We start from the raw sequence: 20,808 nt of genomic DNA on the forward strand, positions 1-20,808 counted from the left end.
ATCAATCAAAAACCAACCAATTATGATTAGTCTTTTAAATGTAATCATCAGTTTTCTTATGCTCGTGCTTTCTCCTCACTTGGAGATTGCACGACAAAAGGAAAAAATGCTTGAAATTTCTCATAAGATCGAGTGCAGCTATGCTGAAAACGAATTTTTGAATAAGATTTAGAAACTAAATATTACTTAATAAAGCTTATCTCTTTCGTAGCCTGACATGTAGAGTGAATAATTAATAGCCAGAACTTTAAAAAATGGGTTGCTGTTGGAAAGCAAACTGTCATAGCGTATCATCTTAAGTAGATTTATCGAATTTTGGCATCGCTCTTTTTAGGCTTAAAGGCTTCGTGTTAGAATATTTTCTTCCCCTATTCAAGGTCCAGAGAATGTATCCATTCAAATAAAATGCACTCGTGTCTCCTTAATTTTTGAAAAACTCTACTTTAACCTATTCCTTCCATTAAAAAAACCTCAATTTCTATATGAAACAAAAACGCCACATAATTATCAAAACCTTAAAATGGGGCGCCATTTGTATATTCGGATACTTATTCTTAACAACGCTAATATTTGGACATACTAATTTAGATACAAGAACTGGAGTTCAGAGCTTTGGATGGTCTGGACTAGATGCGTTATTTTCAGATCAAGCATTCGGTCTTTTTATAAACGAACCCTACAAAACTAAATTGAAGGGAGTTGATGGACCTTATATTTTCGATAATATTAAGTACGAGGTCAATCAAAAAAATGAACTTAAAAAAAATACGTTTGATAGAAGAAAACCAATAAAAGTTCACGTGAGGAATCAAGATGAGGATAAATTTGAAATTATCCTTAAAAATTCTTACGAAAATGAGGTGGCTAATTATGACCTCCCATCTAGATTAATTGCGATTTCTGATATCGAGGGAAACTTCAATGCCCTTTACAGCTTCCTTATTAATAATAAGGTAATGGATAAGAATTATAACTGGATCTTTGGCGATGGACATTTAGTATTAAATGGTGATTTTTTTGATCGCGGAAAAAACGTTACACAGTGTTTGTGGCTTATTTATACTTTAGAGAAAAAAGCGGAAGAGAAGCATGGAAAAGTACATTTTATTAATGGCAATCATGAGATAATGAATTTGGAGGGTGATATCTCCTATTCTCAGCATCAATACATTGAAGTCGCTAAACAAGTTAGCCAGAAAACAAATTGGGAAAAGGCAGCAAAATTTATGTATTCTGAAAAATCAGAATTAGGGAAATGGCTTAGAACAAAAAATGTTATCGAAAAAATTGGCCCGTACTTGTTTGTTCATGCCGGGCTAACTAAAAGATATATTCAAGAAGATTTAAAAATCGATGAGATCAATAAAATTGCTAGAAAATATTATGGAAAGACTGTAGCAAAGACACTTTCTGGTTCTAAGGAAAAATTGATAATAAATTCTCAAAATAGTCCTTATTGGGACAGGAGCTTAGCCACAAAAACTTCTTACAAACTAGCATTCATGCTCAACGGAGATTCTTTAATTGAGACATCTCAAACGGAATTAGATTCAATTTTAAATTTTTATGATGCAAAGAAACTTATAATAGGTCACTCTGTAGTAAATGATGTTAGTACAGATTATAATACCAAGCTTATTAAGATTGATGTAAAACATGGTTTAACGAAAAATAGCCCTAAAACTAAGGGTATCTTAATTGAAAACAATAAAATCTTTATCATAAATAGTTTAGGAGAAAAGAAAAGATTGTTGTCTTAAATTATGAAAATGCCGCTATCTCTAATCTAATTTTAAGCCTGAAATGAAAAAATTAACAAAAGTATTTCTACTATTCCTTTCAATAAGCTTAATAGGCTGTGACAACATGACTCAGCATGTTTCAGAAGAACTAATCATAAATTTCAATGCTGAAAATTTAGATTCAAATTATAAGAAAATACAATGTTTTATTTTCGATATCGATCGACAAGCTCTTAAAAATGATATCTCATTAACTTTTGATTCTATTTACCCTGATTCTTTTGACCTTCGTTTAAATACCATGAAGGTAGAAACTAGCATTACAAAAAATGTAAATAATGTGACCACTACATCATCCAAAGCGCAATTCGTAAAAGTTCAAATAGAAATTTCTTATAAAAGTGAACTAAATGAGTCACAGGCTTTTTTAATTAGAGATTATTGCAAAGAATATTTAAATAAAGAGCTTACCAAGCAGGGTTATATTATCCATACACAATAATCTTTAAGTTACTGCCTATATTTCGTATTTTAGATTGAAAACATTCAGTTTATGGCGTTCTTTTTGATATAGCTAACTGAATCAAAAATAGAAATATGAAAAAAGGTCTTTGTCTCCTACTATTTTTAGTGACGCTTGCTTCACAGGCGCAGGTGGTAGGAAATCGAAATGTAGTGAACAAAAAAAGAAATCTTGATAATTTTACCGAAATCCACATTACAGGAGATTTTGAAGTTAGTCTTACCCGCGGAAATTCCGCCTTTGCTGAAGTTGAGGCCGACGAGAATCTTCACGATATTATACGAACAGATGTGGTTGATGGCGTACTTTTTATCAAACCTGCAAAAGAAATTAAACGCTCTAAACGACAGGAAATAAAAGTGGAATTCCCAGAAACCATAACCAAAATAAAACTAGAAGAAAATGCCGAATTAGATGCTTCTAAAGGACTTAATTTATCTGATATCGAAATTGAAACTACGGATAAGTCGAAGCTATTTTTAACCTTAAACACAACTAACTTTAAGCTTAAAAACGGCGAAGATGCCCAAATAGAGTTAAATCTGGAAGCTAAAGATGTTTATTTTCAGTTTAATGGAAGCAGTAAAATAAAGGCTTTAGTCAACTCCCCTATTCTTAAGTTAGATAACTATGAACGTGCTGATGCTGAACTTGAAGGAACTGTTGAAGATTTTGAACTTAGAACAGAACATTCCAGTACTTTTGAAGGTAAAAACCTAACTGCAACCAATGCAAAACTTATTGCTGAAGGACGTTCTAAAAATGAAATTTCTGTAGTAGAAAATTTAAACATCATTGCCGAAGATCGCAGTGAAACTACAATTTTTAACACTCCAAAGATCAAGATCGAAAAATTTACAGGAGAAGCAGTTTTAAAGAAAGCTGAGTTTTAAAATTAGTTTTAATACAAAATAGAAAGGCCGGATTTTGCAATCCAGCCTTTCTAATAGTTATGAGTAAATTACTGCTTAGATTATACTTAGGCAGTAACTTCTTTTTCCTCTTCTTCGGTAGTTTCGATTTCAGCTAAATAACGCTCAGCGTCCATCGCGGCCATACAACCTGTACCTGCAGCGGTAATTGCCTGGCGATATTCTTTATCCTGAACATCTCCCGATGCAAAAACTCCAGGAATATTCGTTTTTGTAGATTTTCCCTGAGTGATTAGATATCCTGTTTCGTCCATATCTAAATGGCCTTTAAAAATATCTGTATTTGGTTTATGTCCAATAGCGATAAATAATCCGGTAATTGCAATTTCTTCTTTCTCACCAGTCTTATTATTTACCATGCGTAATCCATCTACAACCTGATCACCAATAACCTCATCCACTTCAGTATTGTAACGAACTTCAAGATTCTTAGTATTATTTACACGGTGCTGCATAGCTTTAGAAGCTCTCATCTCGTCTTTTCTAACCAACATGGTAACTTTCTTACAAATGTTCGCTAAATAAGTTGCTTCTTCAGCAGCAGTATCTCCACCGCCAACGATAGCTACATCCTGATTTTTATAGAAAAATCCATCACAAACCGCACAGGCTGAAACTCCGCCTCCTCTTAATTTCTGTTCACTAGGCAATCCTAAATATTTTGCAGTGGCACCTGTAGAAATAATTACTGTTTCGGCTTCTACCCATTTAGAATTATCGATACAAGCTTTGTGAATTCCTCCAGCTTCTTTACTAAACTCAACTTCAGTAACCATTCCCATACGAACTTCTGTACCAAAACGTTCAGCTTGCTTTTGTAGATCCATCATCATAGCCGGGCCATCGATACCTTCAGGATAACCAGGAAAGTTATCAACTTCAGTAGTTGTAGTTAACTGCCCACCAGGCTCCATTCCGGTATACATAATTGGTTTTAGATCTGCTCTGGAAGCATAAATTGCTGCAGTATATCCGGCAGGACCAGATCCAATGATCAAACACTTAATTCTTTCGATTGTCTCGCTCATATGTTCTTTAAATCTTATTCTTAATTTAGATTGTAAAAGTAGTAACTTCAATTAAAAACTTACAGTAAATCACATATAGATTTACTATATATCGATAGTTGCAGCATATTAGTCTGTTTAACTGACTAATAATTACTTACTGCGTTTCTACAAATTTAAAACAATAAAATTACCTTTGCCAATTATGGAGTTTAGCCTGTTTAATATACTGGATATTCTTGGTACCGCAGCTTTTGCGATTTCTGGTGCATTATCTGCCATGAACCGCAGGTTAGATCTCTTCGGTATTTTTATCATTGCCTTTGTAACTGCTATTGGTGGTGGCACATTACGCGATGTTTTAATTGGTAATACTCCTGTCACCTGGATGGAAAACACGATTTATATTTATCTTATAAGCGTAGTGACGATATTGGCTATTTTATTCAGAAATTATTTAAATCATCTTCGGAAATCATTATTCTTATTCGATACGATAGGCCTTGGTGTATTTACGATCACCGGTGTAGAAATTGGAATAAGAAATGAACTGGATCCTATAATTTCTATCGCTTTAGGTGGAATGACCGGTGCATTTGGTGGTGTGATTCGGGATATTTTATGTAATGAAATTCCTGTAATTTTTAGAAAAGAAGAGATTTATGCAACGGCTTGTCTGGTAGGCGGACTCATTTTCGTAATCATGCACGATCAAAATATCAATACTGATATTACTTATTTAGTAACGTCTCTAACTGTAATAATCTTAAGATTACTTGCAGTAAAATATCACATCACACTCCCTGACTTTTATCCTGAAAAAGAGCAAAAGTAAATTGTACGTTTGGTTGAAGAATCAATTAAATCTTCAACTAAAATTTATCATTAAAACATCAAATTTCAGCCAAAAAAAACAGCAATTAGCTGTAGGGAACTAATTGCTGCTAAAAATCACATTAATAGAATTTTCTAATGTGGTAGTTTCTTACGAAGTAATCCATATATAAAAGTTCCCAACATGGCACCGGCAAAAACCACTAATATTGGCCAATAACCTGCGCCTGCTAAAACATAGATTGGTCCCGGGCAAGCTCCTGCTAATGCCCAACCTAATCCAAAAATGATTCCTCCAAACATGTAGCGGCTAAAGCTTTTATCCTTCGGAACAAAATTTATAGGTTGCCCAAAAAAGGACTTTAAATTCTTTTTTTTGATAACCTGAACCCCAATCACTCCTAAAAATAAAGCTGAACCAATGATCCCGTACATATGGAACGATTGGAATTTAAACATCTCGTAGATTCTAAACCACGAAGCAGCTTCAGACTTAAACATTACGATCCCAAAAAATATTCCTATCACTAAAAATCCTATTTGTCTCATTGTTTAAAATATTAATGGGTATAAAAAATGAATCATTAACAATCCACCAATAAAAAAGCCAATTACGGCAATTAATGATGGTAATTGTAGGTTACTTAATCCTGAAATTGCATGCCCAGAAGTACATCCACCGGCGTATCTTGCTCCAAATCCAATTAAAATCCCGCCTATTAAAAGCACTAAAAGCGTAAGCGGTTCAGAAAAAACATTTGTCGAAAATAATTCGGTTGGCAAATAGGCTTTCCCTGCACTTTCAAACCCAAGATTGTTTAGATCCTGAATCGTTTCTGAAGAAATTGCAACGGTAGTTGGATCTTCGCTCAAATAAAATTGTGCGATAAAACCACCAATTACGGCACCTAGCAATACCAGTAAATTCCATTGCTGTGCTCTCCAATCGAAATTAAAAAAATCTGCTTTTTTATCTGCACCACACATGCTACACATGGTTCGCAGGTTGGAAGACATTCCAAACTGACGCCCCATAAAAATGAGTAAAAACATGGTAAATGCGATCAATGGCCCGGAAACATACCACGGCCAGGGTTCTAATATCCAATTCATAGTCTTCTTTTGTGCAAATAAACCAGAAATTAAGAAAACGGCCTGTAACAATGGTTACATTAATTTTCCTGAAGGTATTCTTTAAAGTTTTTTACTACTTTTTCTGATAATCTTTCCTGAGTTTTAAGCGTCCAGCCGGCACTTTTCTTCCCAATCACCACATTCTTTCTTTCATGAATATCCTGCGGAACATCTTTTTTGGCGTCCCCATCGAAAATCGCAAAATTTGAGGTCGATTTTATCCAATTTCGAAAAGCTTTTAAATCGAATGGCATTCCCAGCGAAGTATTGATAAAAATTTTCCCGTTACCGAATTTCTCAAAATGTTCTGGCTGAAGAATTTCCAGGTTTTTGGGAAGATGAATCGAGATCACATCTACCGTTTCCAAAAGTTCATCAAGCTCTAAATAGTCCAGTCCTTTTTGCTCGTATTGAAGTTTTCTGCTTCTGCTGAAGTAATAAAGATCGGCTCCAAAAGGCAATAAACAATCGGCTAAAAGCTGCCCGGTAACACCCAAACCAATGATCCCAATTTTAAGATCGGTAAGTTCATGCGGAATTTCCTTCCACTGTTTTTCAGCATAACCGTGGATAAGCATGATCAATTCTGAAATCACAAATTCTGCCACTCCGGGATCGCCATAATCAAAAATTCCGGTGACTGTAATTCCCTTTTCGCGTGCATAATTTACCGCTACATTGGCTGAAGCATCATCAAACAAACTACAGCACATCCCGATATACTTAAGATTAGGACATTCTTGAATAATTTCTTCTGTGATCTGCGTTTTCCAGGAAACAAAGATCACCTCAGCATCACCAATTCTATTTAAAATTTCCTCTTTGGTTTCCGGGAAATCATCAGGATGAATTATTTTTTCTTCGGAATATTCCTGAAGCTGCGCAATAGCTTCATCATTCATTTTTGTATAATCGACACAGGCGATTTTGTTGAATTTCATCTTTAATTTTTGGGAAACATAAGAAAAAATCGAAGAATTTTAGCCATTAGCACTCAGCTTTTGGGGAATAGTATGGAATTAATTATACGCGATTTTTGTTAATTAAGCTTTCGTCATTCCGGACTTGATCCGGAATCTCATATCTTATTGAATATCCAAGCTTATTAGTGTGAGATCCTGAATCAAGTTCAGGATGACTGTTCTTTTTAAAAGCATTTATCGATACTATTTCAACGCTACCGCTATAAAATCACTCGAATTGAAGATTCAACATAATTTGAAAAGAGATCTCTCCACAAGGTCGAGATGACACATAACCTTTGCACATTCCACATTTAGAATTCAGCATTCAGCATACAGCATACAGCATACAGCATTCAAAATAAAAAAATCTATATTCTAAAAGCGCAGCGCTCTAATCTCTAAAATCTAAAAAGTAGCGGTCTAAAGTCTACAAAGGAATATTCCCATGTTTTCGGTCTGGTCTTAGCACACTTTTATTTTCGAGCATACTAAAAGCTTTCAGTAATTTTCTACGAGTGTCTTTCGGCATAATTACCTCATCAATAAATCCGCGTTGTGCGGCTTCAAAAGGATTGGCAAACTTTTCGGCATACTCCGCTTCTTTCTCAGCTAGTTTTTGTTCAGGATCATCAGCTTCTTTAATTTCTTTTCTAAATATAATTTCACTTGCTCCTTTGGCTCCCATAACAGCAATTTCCGCACTTGGCCAGGCAAAATTCATATCAGCTCCAATATGCTTACTATTCATAACATCGTACGCACCACCATAAGCTTTTCGGGTAATCACCGTCACCTTTGGCACCGTAGCTTCACTCAGCGCATACAATAACTTCGCACCGTGAAGAATGATCCCGTTCCATTCCTGATCTGTTCCCGGCAAGAATCCAGGTACATCGACTAAAACCAATAGCGGAATATTAAAACAATCGCAAAAACGTGTAAATCGAGCCGCTTTTTTAGAACTATCTACATCTAAAACTCCGGCTAAACTCATTGGCTGATTGGCAACAATACCAATACTTCTCCCGCCCAATCGTGCAAAACCAACGATGATATTGTCGGCATAATTCTTATGAATTTCAAAGAAAGAATCGGCATCGATAATTCCCTCAATAACCGAATGCATATCGTAAGGTTTATTGGAAGTATCTGGAATAATTGTGTCCAATTTTTCACGAATCTCATCCTGTGGCTCGAAAGCTAATTTTTCGGTTTTCTGTTTATTGTTTTGAGGCATATAGCTAATCAGCTTTTTTATATCCTCTAAACAGCTAATATCGTTGTTGGCTGTTAAATGAGTTACGCCAGATTTTGTAGAATGCGTGCTCGCACCGCCCAATTCTTCTGAAGTTACTGTTTCATTTGTTACCGTTTTAACCACATTTGGACCTGTCACGAACATATAACTGGTATCTTCTACCATGATCGTAAAATCGGTCATTGCAGGAGAATAAACCGCTCCACCAGCACAAGGCCCCATAATTGCTGAAATCTGCGGAATCACTCCTGAAGCTTTGACATTGCGATGAAAAATATCGGCATAACCACCAAGCGATTTTACACCTTCCTGAATCCGTGCTCCGCCAGAATCATTTAAACCGATCATCGGGGCGCCGGTTTTTACCGCGAGATCCATTACTTTACAAATCTTTTCGGCATGCGTTTCTGAAAGTGCGCCACCAAAAACCGTAAAATCCTGAGCAAAAACATAGACCAATCTTCCGTTTATCGTTCCATAACCTGTAACAACGCCATCGCCATAAAATTTCTGATCCTGCATTCCAAAATCGGTAGTACGATGCGTTACCAAAATCCCTATTTCTTCAAAAGATCCTTCGTCCAATAAATAATCAATTCGTTCTCTTGCGGTAAGCTTTTTCTTTTCGTGCTGCTTTGCAATACGCTTTTCACCACCGCCAAGATGCGCCTGTTCTATTTTTTGATTTAATTGCTCTATATTTTTCTTACTCATTGGTTTTAATTTTTAGCCGTCAGCTTTTAGCTTTCTGACCTGCTTTCGCTTTTAAATTTAAATTGATCTTGGTTTAAGATTTCTCCGTTTCAATTTGTCTCACCTGCCAGCGAGGCTGGGTGGAAATGACAATACTCTGCTACTCAATTTCGAATTCTTAGAATTTTCAAATCGACTAATCAGCACAAATTCAAATCAACCTTTACTGAAAACTGTTACTGCCCACTGATCTTACTCTCTTGCTTCAGTAATCGGTAATCTTAGTTTTTTCTTATCTTTTAAATATTGCTTCAAGGCAACCAAAGCGGCCAACTTCGATTCTTCTTCAATTTCATTTTGCAGCTTTTCTGGGGAATAATATTTCTTCACAAAATGGGTATCAAAATTTCCTGAAGTAAAGGCTTCATGTTCAAAAACGAACTTCCCGAAAGTCAGCGTTGTAGAAACACCTTCTACATGGTAATCATCGATCGCTTTGATCATTAACTGTATCGCTTCTTCTCTATTCTTTCCGTAGGTAATTAACTTTGCCAGCATAGGATCGTAATAGATCGGCACGTCCATCCCTTCTTCAAATCCATTGTCTACCCGAATTTTCTCTCCTGAAGGAATTTTATATTTCTCCAATTTCCCAACGCTTGGCAGAAAATTATCCATAGGATCTTCAGCATAAACCCGCAACTCCAGTGCATGACCGGTAATTTTTAAATCATCCTGTTTAATACTGAGCTCCTCTCCCTTTGCAATTTTAATTTGTTCTTCAACAAGATCGATTCCCGTGATATATTCGGTTACGGGATGCTCTACCTGAAGTCTTGTATTCATTTCTAAAAAATAAAAGTTTCGATTTTCATCGAATAAGAACTCCACCGTACCGGCGCCTACATAATCGCAGGCTTCAGCAACCCGAACGGCTGCTTTTCCCATTTCGTCCCTTAATTTTTCGTCTAAAACTATCGATGGCGCTTCCTCGATCACTTTTTGGTGACGACGTTGTACCGAGCATTCACGCTCAAATAAATGAAGTGTATTTCCGTGCGCATCGGCTAAAACCTGAATCTCGATATGACGCGGAGAAGCCACATATTTTTCAATAAAAACTGATCCATCTCCAAAGGCAGATTCGGCTTCACTAATGGCACGTTTCATCTGGTCTTCCAGATCTTTTTCCTGCTCTACCACTCGCATTCCTTTTCCTCCACCACCGGCAGAAGCTTTTATTAAAATAGGATAACCAATCTCTGTAGCGATCTTTTTAGCTTCTGCGGTATCTGTAATCGCTTCGTCAATCCCGGGAACCATAGGAATATCATATTTCTTCACCGCATCTTTGGCAGCGAGCTTACTTCCCATGATGCGGATGGCTTTACTACGCGGACCAATAAACGTTATTCCAGCTTTCTCAACAGCTTCAGCAAAACCAGCATTTTCGCTTAGAAATCCGTATCCGGGATGAATTCCGTCGACATTTAATTCTATACAAATTTCAATGATCTTATCTCCTAACAAATAGGATTGATTAGACGGTGCCGGCCCAACGCAAACCGCTTCATCAGCAAATTTTACGTTCGGTGCATTTCTATCGGCTTCAGAAAAAATAGCAACGGTTTTAATGCCCATTTTCTGAATAGTTTTTAGTACTCGCAGGGCAATTTCACCACGGTTAGCTACTAATATTTTCTTCATTTTTTACAAATTTTAGCGGAATAAGGATTATTCCATTTCAATAAGCAACTGGTTTTTCTCTACGGTTTCGCCTTTTTTGATCTGGATACTTTTTACCACTCCGTCTCGTGGTGCGGTAATCGTATTCTCCATTTTCATGGCTTCTAAAACCAGTAAATAATCGCCTTCTTTTACCGCTGTGCCTTCTTCGACATTCACTTCCAGAATTAATCCTGGCATTGGTGCTTTAATATCGTTGATCAATTGCGCAGAGCCTAGGGAAAGTCCCATCTTTTCAATCAAAAGATCTAAATCGTTTGCGATATTAATATTGTAAATATTGGAGTTGATTTTTATCGAATATTGCCTTTTTAGAAAATCACTCTTTTCTACGGAAGCTTTAAAGGATTTATGCTCGTGAAGTATATGAAAATCGGCATTTCCAATGGCTTGAATATCTAAATCTAAGATTTGGTCTTCAGTGAACTCAAATTCTGATGTATCATTCACTTTAACCTTAAACTTTTTCTCCATATTTGATCAATTTTTGCTCATTTTAAGCAACAAGCTTTGTAAATATAGAAAATTAATAAGGCTTTTACTGAAGGATTAATAATTTATTAATATTCTAAAAATTATGCTCCGAAACATCGAATTTCAGCATAAAGAAAAATCCCAACTTCACTTGGAAATTGGGATTGACTCAAAATTTTATAAAAGAAAATCTTTAAATATCTATTTAAAATCGTTCACGGCATCACTTAAATCAAAAACTTTAATTCCGTTTAACTGCTTATCTACAATGCTACTTCCGGCTGCAGATCGATAGCCGCCGGCACAATGCACAACGACTGGTTTATCTGTTGGGATTTCGTCTGTACGATCTCTTAATTCATTTAGTGGAATGGCAATCGCACTTTCAAAAAACTTCCCTTCTTCAACTTCAGAAGTATTTCTAATATCCACAATTGTATATGCTGAAGGATTTTCTTTAAAATGATCTACCTCTAAAAATTCGGTAGAACCTTCAAGATCTTCAGCAACAGTAATGATCGCTTTTAGATGTTTTTCGTAACCAATTTTTGCAACACGCTCCAACAAAGCATCAATATCTTCTACTGAAGGCGCCACTAAATAAAAAGCTTCTTCTGGCTGAATGATCGCTCCTAACCAGGTTTCGAACTTTTGCTTAGGCGATGTCGCCATAATATTAATGCTTCCCGGCAAATGTGACTTTTTAAAATCGTCTCCGCCTCTTGTATCTACGATCGTTAGACCTTCTTCAACTTCATCTACATTTAGAAAAACCGGAACATTATATTTTGCTTTCTGAACGTTTAAAGCTCCAGCTTTGTTGATATCTACATCAAACCCAAAATAAGATGGTATAAACGGCTGATCTTTTAAAATCTCATCTACAAACTCATCCTCGGTTTGCTCTTTAAAAGCCCAATTTCCCATACGTTCATTTCCTAAAGTACTGGAAGAATCGCTGCTCATATTTTTACCACATAACGAACCTGCTCCATGCGCCGGATACACCAAAGAATCATCTGGCAGATCGTTAAATTTGGTTTGCATGGTGTTATACATTTGCTTGGCAAGATCGATACGCTTGGCTTTCATGTTCCCGGCTTTTTCACGTAAATCTGGCCGACCAACATTTCCAATAAATAAAGTATCACCGGTAAAAAGAGCTGTTTCGTTTTCTTCTTTTGCTACTACCGTGATACTATCTGGACTGTGCCCCGGGGTGTTTAAAGCGCTAAAAGTTACCTTTCCTAATTCGAAAGTATCACCTTCATCAAAACTTTTATGATCATAATCTGCGCCTACCAATTTGCTCACAAAAATAGTTGCAGCAGTTTCTTCATGAATTTGTAAATGACTGCTTATAAAATCGGCATGAGGATGTGTTTCGAAAACCGCTACGATCTTTGCATTATTTTCTTCAGCAAACTTATAATACGGCATAGGATTTCTAGATGGATCTACCAGCGCCATTTCACCTTCACTTACAATTGCATACGAATAATGGGCTAAAGCCTCGTCATTAAACTGTTCTATGATCATTTCTCTTTTCTTTTATTAGTTTGTTTCTCTTTTAATTTTAAACGGAAAAGTCATTTGTTCTTTAAAGCTTCTAGGAAAATCTTCGTCTCCTTCAAAACCAAGTTCTATACTTTTTCCGCTCTTCGGAATATATGCTGTTCTAAAAATATAATCCCAAATACTTAAACTTAAGCCGAAATTCATTCCGTAGGGATGCGAATCGGGTAATGCTTTGGAGTGATGCCAGATATGCATTTTTGGATTATTGAAAATATAACCTAAAAATCCATAATTCCAGCCCACGTTTGCGTGGTTTAAATGCCCAATTAATACACTAAACATATGAACGATAAAAAACTCCTGAATCCCAAAACCTATCATCGCCAATGGGATATACTGTGCGGTTTTGTAAACAATAGTTTCCATAAAATGAAACCTAAACTGCGCCGCAAATCCCATTTCTTTTACGCTATGATGCACTTTATGAAATTGCCATAACCAGGGACGTTTATGTAGCTGCCGATGAACATTCCACTGAATAAAATCGGCTATAACGAACATGATTAGCAATTGCCCCCAAACTGGCAGATTTTGGATATTTATGGCTACTATATTTTCGATCCCAAAAAGTCCCAAGAAATCATTGAAAAGCGCTACACCAATATTCGATAAGGCATTGTAACCAATCAACGAAAACAGGAAAAAATTGAATAAAATATAAAAACCATCCAGCCAAAAACCTTTTCTAAAGATCGGCTGATCTTTACGCCAGGGTAATACAATTTCTAAAATCCAGACAAATAACGAAATCGCTATAAGCCAGTAAAAATAATTGGTCCAGGAAGGATTGGTAATCTCCTGCACCAGGTAATTAAAATACCCGATAAATGAATCCTGAATTATTATTAAATATTTGTCCATTTTTAAATTATTCCGCAGCAAAAGTAACCAAAAGCTAAAGCAAGGCCAGTAACTTTTGTTACAGTCTTCCCATTCAAAGTCTTACTAAATGATTAAAGAATCTTGAATATCCTTTAACAATCGCAAACCTTTAAGTATAAATATAAATGTTATAAGGCGTTAAACTAAGCATGAGTAATTAAATACTTTATTATTTTCAGGCTAAAATCAGAAAAAGAAAATATGAGCACGAAGAAAAATTTAAAATTAGAAAAACTGGCTTTTGGCGGTGTGGCTATTGGTACCGGTTTTGAAAAAATAGATGATAAACAATCTGGCCAGGTGCTAGAATCTGCCTGGGAAAGCGGTATAAGACAATATGATACTTCGCCATGGTACGGTTTAGGTTTAAGTGAGCGAAGAATGGGCCATTTCCTAAAAAATAAAAAACGCGAAGATTATATCCTCTCAACCAAAGTTGGTCGACTTTTTACTCCGACAAACAATATTCCTGAAACGCAATGGGTAGATCCTTCTCCTTTCGATTATCGTTATGATTATACTGCCGACGGTGTTAGAAGATCTGTAGAAGACAGTTTGCAGCGATTGGGCGTAGAAAGTATCGATTATGCTTTTATCCACGATCTTTCGCCAGACAATAATGCCGATCTTGGTGATTGGGAAGAACATTTTGAAATCGCTAAAAAAGGCGCGATGCCAGAGCTTACCAAAATGCGTGAAGAAGGTTTAATTAAAGGTTGGGGACTTGGTGTGAATACCGTAGAACCAATTATAAGAACGATTGATTATGCCGATCCAGATTTATTTGTTTCTGCAATTCAATACTCGATGATCGATCATAAAGATTCTTTAGATCGTCTTTTCCCAAAGGTTGAAGAAAGTGGTGTTGGATTAATTGTTGCTGCGCCTTTTAATGCTGGTTTGCTAAGCGGCCAAAAGCGATATAATTATGCAGGTGAAATGCCCGAAGATGTAGATTCTCGCTATAAAAAGATGATCAAAATTGCCGATAAATATGATGTAGATCTTGCAAAAGCAGCCATACAGTTTTCTTACGCGCCAAAAGTAGTCGATACTGTTTTAGCCGGTGCCAGCAAACCTTATCAAAACGTCGAAAATGTAAAAGCTTTTGATGTGAAGATCCCAAAAGACTTTTGGGTCGAACTAAAAAACGAAGGATTAATCGATGAGCGCTGCGAAACTCCGCAATTCTAATTTTTTAAATGAATTAAATGTGAGCTAAAAGTCAAGATGGAATTATAGTCACCCTGAACCTGCTTCGCCGGCTGGCAGGCTTGATTCAGGTTCTCACTCTATAATTTTTATTTTACAATCTTTATGAGATTCCGGATCAAGTCCGGAATGACGAATAGTTGATAATTAAAAAAGCTGCTTTTTACATAGAAGCGGCTTTTTTATTTTCTAGCTGAATTGAAAACAGTAATTTTAAAGCTCAAAATCGATAAAATGAAACGCAATTTTTTTCTTCTCTCTATTCTGAATACTCTCGCTCCTGCTTTATTACTAGCGCAAAATCCAAAAGTAGATATCCTGGAATATGAATTTCATCTAAAACTGAATGATGAAACCGATAATATTGAAGGAAAAACACTTATCGATTTTAAATATGTTGAAGAATCTGATGTTCTTGAATTAGATTTTGCTGCGGAAGAAAATGGCAAAGGCATGCAGGTGGACAGTATTCTTCAAAATGGAAAAAGCTTAGATTTTAAACATTCCGAAGAAAAATTAAATATTAGCACTACTGCTGAAGGTGAGGTTACGATCTATTATCATGGAATTCCGGAAGACGGACTCATAATTAGCGAAAATAAATACGGAGACCGTACATTTTTTGGTGATAATTGGCCAAATAGAGCACATCTTTGGTTACCACTAATCGATCATCCTTCAGATAAAGCAAAAGTTTCTTTTCATGTAACTGCCCCTTCAAAATACCAGGTGGTGGCCACAGGAACACTTCAGGAAGTGACCAATATCGATGATGATAATTCACTTTATGTCTACGCTTCTCCGCTAGAATTACCTACAAAAGTAATGGTGATTGGTGTGGCAGAATTTGCCGTACAACATTTAGGTGAAATTGCAGAAATTCCGCTTTCAACCTGGGTATATCCAGAAAATAAAGAGGCTGGCTTTTTCGATTATGCGCAGGCAGAAAGAATCCTAAATTATTTTACTGAAAAAATAGCGCCTTTTCCTTTTACAAAATTAGCAAACGTACAATCGACCACGCGTTATGGCGGAATGGAAAATGCCGGAAATATTTTCTATTTTGAAAATTCGGTTGATGGAAAACGTTCATCAGAATTTCTTTTGGCGCACGAAATTGCACATCAATGGTTTGGAGATTCAGCATCTGAAACTGACTGGTCGCATCTTTGGTTAAGCGAAGGTTTTGCTACGTATTTCACCGATCTTTATGCCGAGCATAAATACGGAAAATCAAAATTAGACGAGAAATTGCAGGAAGAGCGCCGCCAGGTGATTGGTTTTAGTCAGACTACAAAAACAGCGGTAATCGATAGTTCTCGCACCGATTTAATGGAACTTTTAAATCCAAATTCTTATCAAAAAGGAGCATGGGTATTGCACATGCTTCGCAGAAAAGTGGGTAACGAAGATTTCTGGAAGGCAATTCAGCACTATTACCAGAAATATAAATTTAGCAATGCAACTTCAGCAGATCTACAAGCCGAATTCGAAGCTGCTTATGGAGAAGATTTAGATCAATTTTTTAAGCAGTGGACCACTCAATATGGACAACCAAAAATAAAGATCGATCAATCTTTCAACAACGGAAAATTAAAGCTTACAATTCGTCAACTTCAGAAAAATCAATTTGAATTTCCATTAGCGCTTCAACTAAATTTTGCTACACAAGAGTCTAAAATTATCGAATTTGATATCTCGAAAAAGAAAGAATCTTTTGAAGTTGAAGTTTCAGAAAAACCAATTTCAATAGATTTAGATCCAAATACTAATTTGTTGTTCGAGGAAGCTTTATAAATCCTATTTAACAACTATAAACATTGATGGGAAGCGAGTAGAATATCTGATTTTAAATTGCTGTCCGTCGAGTCTTGGGATCATTCTTTTTCCGTCGTAATTAATCGATTTTCGGAGTAATTTTTCACGCGAATAGCCGTCAACTTTTTTGCCTTGTTGTTCTAAAGTTCCAAAATTATTTTGGTAATTAAAGATCGCAAAATCTTCGTAGCCATTAGTGGTAAACACTTTAGTGACACGCCGTTCTTCACTAACGACGGCAATGGTTTCATTATATGAATTTTGAATAATTACTTTGGCTAGTTGATGATTTGCTCCTTCAGCAAAATGTTCTAAAACAATGGCAAAACCAGTAATTCCAATCACAAGGATTATTTGCATCAAACTCACCAAAATATAAGTGATTGGGTCTTTTTTAAAGGAACCTTTATCTACTTCTTCAGATCTAATTATTACTCCCACCAACAAGACAGCTAAGCCAACAAAAATAAAGAAGAGGCTAATACCTTTAACCAACGCATAATATTCTACCAGGTGCGTAAATAGCATTTTGATTAAAAATCCTATGCCTAAAACCAATAATCCTATAAAATGTCTTGTTTTTAGCAAATCTTAGAATTTTATTTCGCCAACTTTTAGCTCGTCGTCATTATTTTCTAATCTATAAACTTTTAATGTTTTTTGCTGGTCTTTAGTTCCGTAATTTTTGAAAACTGTGACTTTTAAAAATGTTGGTCCAGATATTTTCTGAACATTATCGCTATAATAATCAATAAACATCTCGTAATTACCGCTTATTGCTTCTTTCAATTTAAAAGATTCAGGCCCAAAACCTTCGGTCATATCATCAGACAGTATTCCGCCTATTTTTGTTCTCTTATTTTGATACCAGCATTTTTCGTCTTTAGGATCGATCACCCAAAGATCGATATCGGTGTCGTTGTGATTCCAGTCGACCACCACGCGAAGATCCATATTCATAGGGCTGATGAATCTTTTATCAATATTCGATAAATCCAGTTCATTTTTATGAAGTGCAATTAGGTTATTCATTTCTACAAAAGAAATATCCTCGATTCCAGAAAATCTGCGTGCTTCATCTTTTTCTACTAATTCTCCACTTACAATTTTGTAAAGCAATTTTAAAGCTTCCTGAAAATGCCCATTTTCGATCTTAATTAAAGCCAGATCACGATAAGATTGGATATCTTCAGGACGTAATTCTAAAACTTTCGCGTAAATATACTCGGCCATTTCAGTTTTTCCTTCGGCTTCTAATTTATAAGCCAACGCCCGACTCAGCTCATAATTATCAAGCTCAATTTCAGCAATATTAGAAATAATTCTGAAGGCTTTTTCAGCTTCATTTTGTTTCAGAAAATAATCGGCAACATCCATATAGAAAGAAGGCATATTATTATAATCTTCTCTTAATTCCAGGTATAATTGATACGCTTCTTCCGCAGAATCTGTTCTTTTAAGTTGCCTGATATATGCTGAATTTGGATCCCATCCTTTTAATTCCAGTTCGTCTTCAATTTTCAATTCCAGCTCCGCTATTTTCTTTTTTTCTTTTTCTGAAAGCTCTTTGGTTTTAATTACAACCACACCGCCCGCTGCTTGAGCACCATAGAGTTTAGTGGCATTTTCTGCATTTATATTGTAAAACTCGTCTATATCATCAGCATCCAAATTGGGCATTTCACTAACTAAATTTCCATTTACAATATAAATTGGGTTTTCATTAGATAAACTAGCAGCACCTCTTATATTTACACTGTTTTCATTATCTTCCTCTATCTGTATTCCGGCTGCTCTTCCCTGTAAAGCAGTTACTGCACTCGTCCTCGCATTAGACGATTCGCTTTCATAACCCATCACCACCACTTCGTCTAGAGCTGCAGTATCTTCTTCTAATGCTACATCAATTTTATCACCAGTAACCAAAATTTCCTTGGTTTTAAAGCCAATATAGCTGAAGATCAATTTTTCACCTTCGTTTACGTAAATCTGATAATTCCCATCAAAATCGGTTTGAGCTCCGTTTGAACTTCCTTCGATAATAACATTCACACCCGGTAAAACAAGATCGTCTCCTGCCGCCTTCACATTTCCTTTTACCAAATGATTTAAATTTTCATTGCCGGGAATATCTTCTCCTGAATTTGATGTTGAATTTGATGTTGTATTTGAAGTCGGTTCACCCTCTGAAGCTTCCTCTCCAGAATCTACTACGCTCGTAACAGGATTGTTGGTTCTTTGAGAAATAGTATCTTTTGAAATATCGACTTTGGGCGTTTTCCCGTACCATTTTTCAATATCATTATATCCATCGATAATCAATAAGCGTTTCGCTTCGAGGTTATTTTTGTGATTTGCTAAACTGGATTTTTTACGTCTCATGGCATCCTGATACTCCTCTAACATCTCTTCTGGCGGGGTAATCTCATACTGGATATAATCTGAAAGTCGGTCTAAAACCAACAGGGACGTGTAGTCTGAAAGTACCTGATGATCTTCGCTTACTTCAATAATTTTAGCTTCTACATCCCCACTTTGGGCATTTAGGAAGTCAATTTTTTGATTTGCCCATTTCTTATCGATTCCCCAATCTTTAACATCGATCGCATTTACCGGATTAATCTCGATCGTATTCACCACTTCGTTGCCAAATCCAAATTTTAAAGTGATTGTTGTATTTTCAAAACCTTTCCCGGTAAGTGTAAAAGCCTTATTGAGTATCTTTTTCTCTTTTGGATAAATTTCAAGGGAATTATCTTCTGAAGTTGCTCCTAAAAATAACAAAGGCTGATTTTTCAGTTTTGAAATTGCTCCTTCTAAGCCTAAATTTTTAAGATTGATATAATTCCCACCAGATTGCAGAGAAACTTGTTGAAGCTCTTTGTGATCTGCTGAAGTTTTGCTGTTTATAGCGAAAATAGGACGATTAAATTCCTCCTTAAAACCTCCAAAATTGTCTAAGCCATCGCTAAATAATAAAATTACCTCACTATCTTCAGAATTAAAATTTAATTGATTATAAGCCGTTCCTCCATCATAAACCTGAGATTTTAAAAATTCAAAAAGTGCTTTAGAATCTCCATTTTGGACTTTAAAAGATGATTTTTTTCGCTCTTTATAGTCGAATGTGATCAATTCGACTTCAACATTTTTTAAATCCTCAAAATAGCACTCTAGAAGATCGATTTCCTTTTGAATTTGTCTGTCTTTTTCTGAATACGAAACATCCCAAAAGATGCTGATTTTTGATGGTTCTGGCCTGATGCGCTCCTTGGCTTCAACCGAATTATACCAATAAAAAAAGTCATCCTGAGCTACAAATGTTGGTTTTGCATCATTTTTATCAATTCTGAAAATAAAATCCTGATCTAACTTAAAGTTCTCTTTCTTAATTTCTGAAATTAATTTTCCATCGGAATTCTCGAATTTCAAGTTTGATTTTAAAGCTGAAGCATCATCGATTCCTGCAACGCTAATTTTCAAGTTGAAATTCTCAAGTTTTACATCATATTCTAACGGTAATTGATAAAATAACTCACCTTTATTCAGAATCAATTCTTCGTCATAAGCCAAAACTACACGTTTATAAGATTTTGCTTCGATAGGAAAAATTCGAGCTTTGTAATTATTTCCCTGCGTTTTCTCGAGCAATGCAGGATCGATACGTCGTCTTACCGTACTTTCGAAAGCAACGCGAGCTTTTTCTTTTTCAACAATTACCGCTTCCCTTAGCTTTCCGTTAATATCTAAGGCGAACCGGCTTACTTCACGGCCTTCGCCCAACGGAAAACTTAATTCGCCTTCCAGCCTTTCATCGTTTGGATTGTAGAAAAATAATTCGAATGTTGTGGTGGCCAGGTTTCCGGCAATTTTCACATCTACATCTAACTTGGCAAGATCCAGTTTTTTATTGCCCACCTTAATTTCTGGTGAGTTCTGAGAAAACAATGTCAGGCTTGCCTGAAACATCAGGAAACAAAATACTATCGATTTTTTCATAGGTAAGAAGT

Annotated in this window: 17 protein-coding genes; 6 read left to right on the top strand and 11 right to left on the bottom strand. The window is 35.9% G+C overall.

What is annotated here, in order from left to right:
- Positions 1 to 482: 482 nt before the first annotated feature.
- From BM201_RS08020 to BM201_RS08030, 3 genes are all read left to right on the top strand, one after another.
- Positions 483 to 1,760, top strand: coding sequence for a metallophosphoesterase (locus BM201_RS08020; RefSeq protein WP_092541403.1), 1,278 nt, complete (start codon positions 483 to 485; stop codon positions 1,758 to 1,760).
- Positions 1,761 to 1,803: 43 nt separating this feature from the next.
- The gene (locus BM201_RS08025; RefSeq protein ID WP_139219163.1) at positions 1,804 to 2,244 is read left to right on the top strand and encodes a hypothetical protein; all 441 of its coding nucleotides are present in this window, start codon (positions 1,804 to 1,806) and stop codon (positions 2,242 to 2,244) included.
- Between the two features lie 95 nt (positions 2,245 to 2,339).
- On the top strand, positions 2,340 to 3,158 hold the full coding sequence (locus tag BM201_RS08030; protein ID WP_092541407.1) for a GIN domain-containing protein: 819 nt from the start codon (positions 2,340 to 2,342) through the stop codon (positions 3,156 to 3,158).
- An 86-nt stretch (positions 3,159 to 3,244) separates the two neighbouring features.
- Here BM201_RS08030 and trxB read toward each other — a convergent pair whose 3' ends face one another.
- Positions 3,245 to 4,225: a thioredoxin-disulfide reductase gene (gene trxB, locus BM201_RS08035; RefSeq protein ID WP_092541409.1), complete on the bottom strand. Its 981-nt coding sequence runs from the start codon at positions 4,223 to 4,225 to the stop codon at positions 3,245 to 3,247.
- A 184-nt stretch (positions 4,226 to 4,409) separates the two neighbouring features.
- Here trxB and BM201_RS08040 point away from each other — a divergent pair, with 184 nt between their 5' ends.
- On the top strand, positions 4,410 to 5,039 hold the full coding sequence (locus BM201_RS08040; RefSeq protein ID WP_175487002.1) for a trimeric intracellular cation channel family protein: 630 nt from the start codon (positions 4,410 to 4,412) through the stop codon (positions 5,037 to 5,039).
- A 134-nt stretch (positions 5,040 to 5,173) separates the two neighbouring features.
- On the opposite strand, the gene BM201_RS08045 is transcribed toward BM201_RS08040, so the two are convergent.
- The 8 genes from BM201_RS08045 to BM201_RS08080 all read right to left on the bottom strand — a co-directional run bounded on the left by BM201_RS08045 (position 5,174) and on the right by BM201_RS08080 (position 13,747).
- Positions 5,174 to 5,587, bottom strand: a complete 414-nt coding sequence (locus tag BM201_RS08045; protein ID WP_092541411.1) for a YeeE/YedE family protein — start codon at positions 5,585 to 5,587, stop codon at positions 5,174 to 5,176.
- 3 nt (positions 5,588 to 5,590) lie between these two features.
- Positions 5,591 to 6,151, bottom strand: coding sequence for a YeeE/YedE family protein (locus BM201_RS08050; RefSeq protein ID WP_092541413.1), 561 nt, complete (start codon positions 6,149 to 6,151; stop codon positions 5,591 to 5,593).
- Between the two features lie 59 nt (positions 6,152 to 6,210).
- On the bottom strand, positions 6,211 to 7,113 hold the full coding sequence (locus tag BM201_RS08055) for an NAD(P)-dependent oxidoreductase (protein ID WP_092541415.1): 903 nt from the start codon (positions 7,111 to 7,113) through the stop codon (positions 6,211 to 6,213).
- Positions 7,114 to 7,564: 451 nt separating this feature from the next.
- Positions 7,565 to 9,109 carry an acyl-CoA carboxylase subunit beta gene (locus BM201_RS08060; RefSeq protein WP_092541417.1) on the bottom strand — a complete coding sequence of 515 codons (1,545 nt, stop codon included), beginning with the start codon at positions 9,107 to 9,109 and terminating at the stop codon, positions 7,565 to 7,567.
- Positions 9,110 to 9,340: 231 nt separating this feature from the next.
- Complete coding sequence (accC, locus tag BM201_RS08065; protein ID WP_092541419.1) at positions 9,341 to 10,795, bottom strand: acetyl-CoA carboxylase biotin carboxylase subunit; 1,455 nt, start codon at positions 10,793 to 10,795, stop codon at positions 9,341 to 9,343.
- Between the two features lie 27 nt (positions 10,796 to 10,822).
- Positions 10,823 to 11,308, bottom strand: coding sequence for an acyl-CoA carboxylase biotin carboxyl carrier protein subunit (locus tag BM201_RS08070; protein ID WP_092541421.1), 486 nt, complete (start codon positions 11,306 to 11,308; stop codon positions 10,823 to 10,825).
- Positions 11,309 to 11,509: 201 nt separating this feature from the next.
- Positions 11,510 to 12,847: an MBL fold metallo-hydrolase gene (locus tag BM201_RS08075; RefSeq protein WP_092541423.1), complete on the bottom strand. Its 1,338-nt coding sequence runs from the start codon at positions 12,845 to 12,847 to the stop codon at positions 11,510 to 11,512.
- 15 nt (positions 12,848 to 12,862) lie between these two features.
- Positions 12,863 to 13,747: a sterol desaturase family protein gene (locus BM201_RS08080; protein WP_092541425.1), complete on the bottom strand. Its 885-nt coding sequence runs from the start codon at positions 13,745 to 13,747 to the stop codon at positions 12,863 to 12,865.
- A 222-nt stretch (positions 13,748 to 13,969) separates the two neighbouring features.
- Here BM201_RS08080 and BM201_RS08085 point away from each other — a divergent pair, with 222 nt between their 5' ends.
- Both BM201_RS08085 and BM201_RS08090 read left to right on the top strand, forming a co-directional pair.
- Positions 13,970 to 14,962, top strand: a complete 993-nt coding sequence (locus BM201_RS08085) for an aldo/keto reductase (protein ID WP_092541427.1) — start codon at positions 13,970 to 13,972, stop codon at positions 14,960 to 14,962.
- 252 nt (positions 14,963 to 15,214) lie between these two features.
- Positions 15,215 to 16,777, top strand: coding sequence for a M1 family metallopeptidase (locus tag BM201_RS08090; RefSeq protein WP_092541429.1), 1,563 nt, complete (start codon positions 15,215 to 15,217; stop codon positions 16,775 to 16,777).
- A 3-nt stretch (positions 16,778 to 16,780) separates the two neighbouring features.
- Here BM201_RS08090 and BM201_RS08095 read toward each other — a convergent pair whose 3' ends face one another.
- Together BM201_RS08095 and BM201_RS08100 are read right to left on the bottom strand one after the other, a co-directional pair.
- Positions 16,781 to 17,386, bottom strand: coding sequence for a hypothetical protein (locus BM201_RS08095; protein ID WP_139219165.1), 606 nt, complete (start codon positions 17,384 to 17,386; stop codon positions 16,781 to 16,783).
- A 3-nt stretch (positions 17,387 to 17,389) separates the two neighbouring features.
- The gene (locus tag BM201_RS08100) at positions 17,390 to 20,797 is read right to left on the bottom strand and encodes a VIT domain-containing protein (protein WP_092541433.1); all 3,408 of its coding nucleotides are present in this window, start codon (positions 20,795 to 20,797) and stop codon (positions 17,390 to 17,392) included.
- Positions 20,798 to 20,808: the final 11 nt, after the last annotated feature.

Origin of the sequence: Zunongwangia mangrovi, from assembly GCF_900112105.1 — a bacterium.
GTDB classification, from domain to species: domain Bacteria; phylum Bacteroidota; class Bacteroidia; order Flavobacteriales; family Flavobacteriaceae; genus Zunongwangia; species Zunongwangia mangrovi.

What these genes read in the sequence shown, in the direction of transcription:
- BM201_RS08025 (WP_139219163.1), top strand. Translation starts at nt 1,804, where the DNA reads ATGAAAAAATTAACAAAAGTATTTCTACTATTCCTTTCAATAAGCTTA.
- BM201_RS08090 (WP_092541429.1), top strand. Translation starts at nt 15,215, where the DNA reads ATGAAACGCAATTTTTTTCTTCTCTCTATTCTGAATACTCTCGCTCCT.
- BM201_RS08075 (WP_092541423.1), bottom strand. Translation starts at nt 12,847, where the DNA reads ATGATCATAGAACAGTTTAATGACGAGGCTTTAGCCCATTATTCGTAT.
- BM201_RS08055 (WP_092541415.1), bottom strand. Translation starts at nt 7,113, where the DNA reads ATGAAATTCAACAAAATCGCCTGTGTCGATTATACAAAAATGAATGAT.
- trxB (WP_092541409.1), bottom strand. Translation starts at nt 4,225, where the DNA reads ATGAGCGAGACAATCGAAAGAATTAAGTGTTTGATCATTGGATCTGGT.
- BM201_RS08070 (WP_092541421.1), bottom strand. Translation starts at nt 11,308, where the DNA reads ATGGAGAAAAAGTTTAAGGTTAAAGTGAATGATACATCAGAATTTGAG.
- accC (WP_092541419.1), bottom strand. Translation starts at nt 10,795, where the DNA reads ATGAAGAAAATATTAGTAGCTAACCGTGGTGAAATTGCCCTGCGAGTA.
- BM201_RS08080 (WP_092541425.1), bottom strand. Translation starts at nt 13,747, where the DNA reads ATGGACAAATATTTAATAATAATTCAGGATTCATTTATCGGGTATTTT.
- BM201_RS08100 (WP_092541433.1), bottom strand. Translation starts at nt 20,797, where the DNA reads ATGAAAAAATCGATAGTATTTTGTTTCCTGATGTTTCAGGCAAGCCTG.
- BM201_RS08020 (WP_092541403.1), top strand. Translation starts at nt 483, where the DNA reads ATGAAACAAAAACGCCACATAATTATCAAAACCTTAAAATGGGGCGCC.
- BM201_RS08030 (WP_092541407.1), top strand. Translation starts at nt 2,340, where the DNA reads ATGAAAAAAGGTCTTTGTCTCCTACTATTTTTAGTGACGCTTGCTTCA.
- BM201_RS08060 (WP_092541417.1), bottom strand. Translation starts at nt 9,109, where the DNA reads ATGAGTAAGAAAAATATAGAGCAATTAAATCAAAAAATAGAACAGGCG.
- BM201_RS08040 (WP_175487002.1), top strand. Translation starts at nt 4,410, where the DNA reads ATGGAGTTTAGCCTGTTTAATATACTGGATATTCTTGGTACCGCAGCT.
- BM201_RS08050 (WP_092541413.1), bottom strand. Translation starts at nt 6,151, where the DNA reads ATGAATTGGATATTAGAACCCTGGCCGTGGTATGTTTCCGGGCCATTG.
- BM201_RS08045 (WP_092541411.1), bottom strand. Translation starts at nt 5,587, where the DNA reads ATGAGACAAATAGGATTTTTAGTGATAGGAATATTTTTTGGGATCGTA.
- BM201_RS08085 (WP_092541427.1), top strand. Translation starts at nt 13,970, where the DNA reads ATGAGCACGAAGAAAAATTTAAAATTAGAAAAACTGGCTTTTGGCGGT.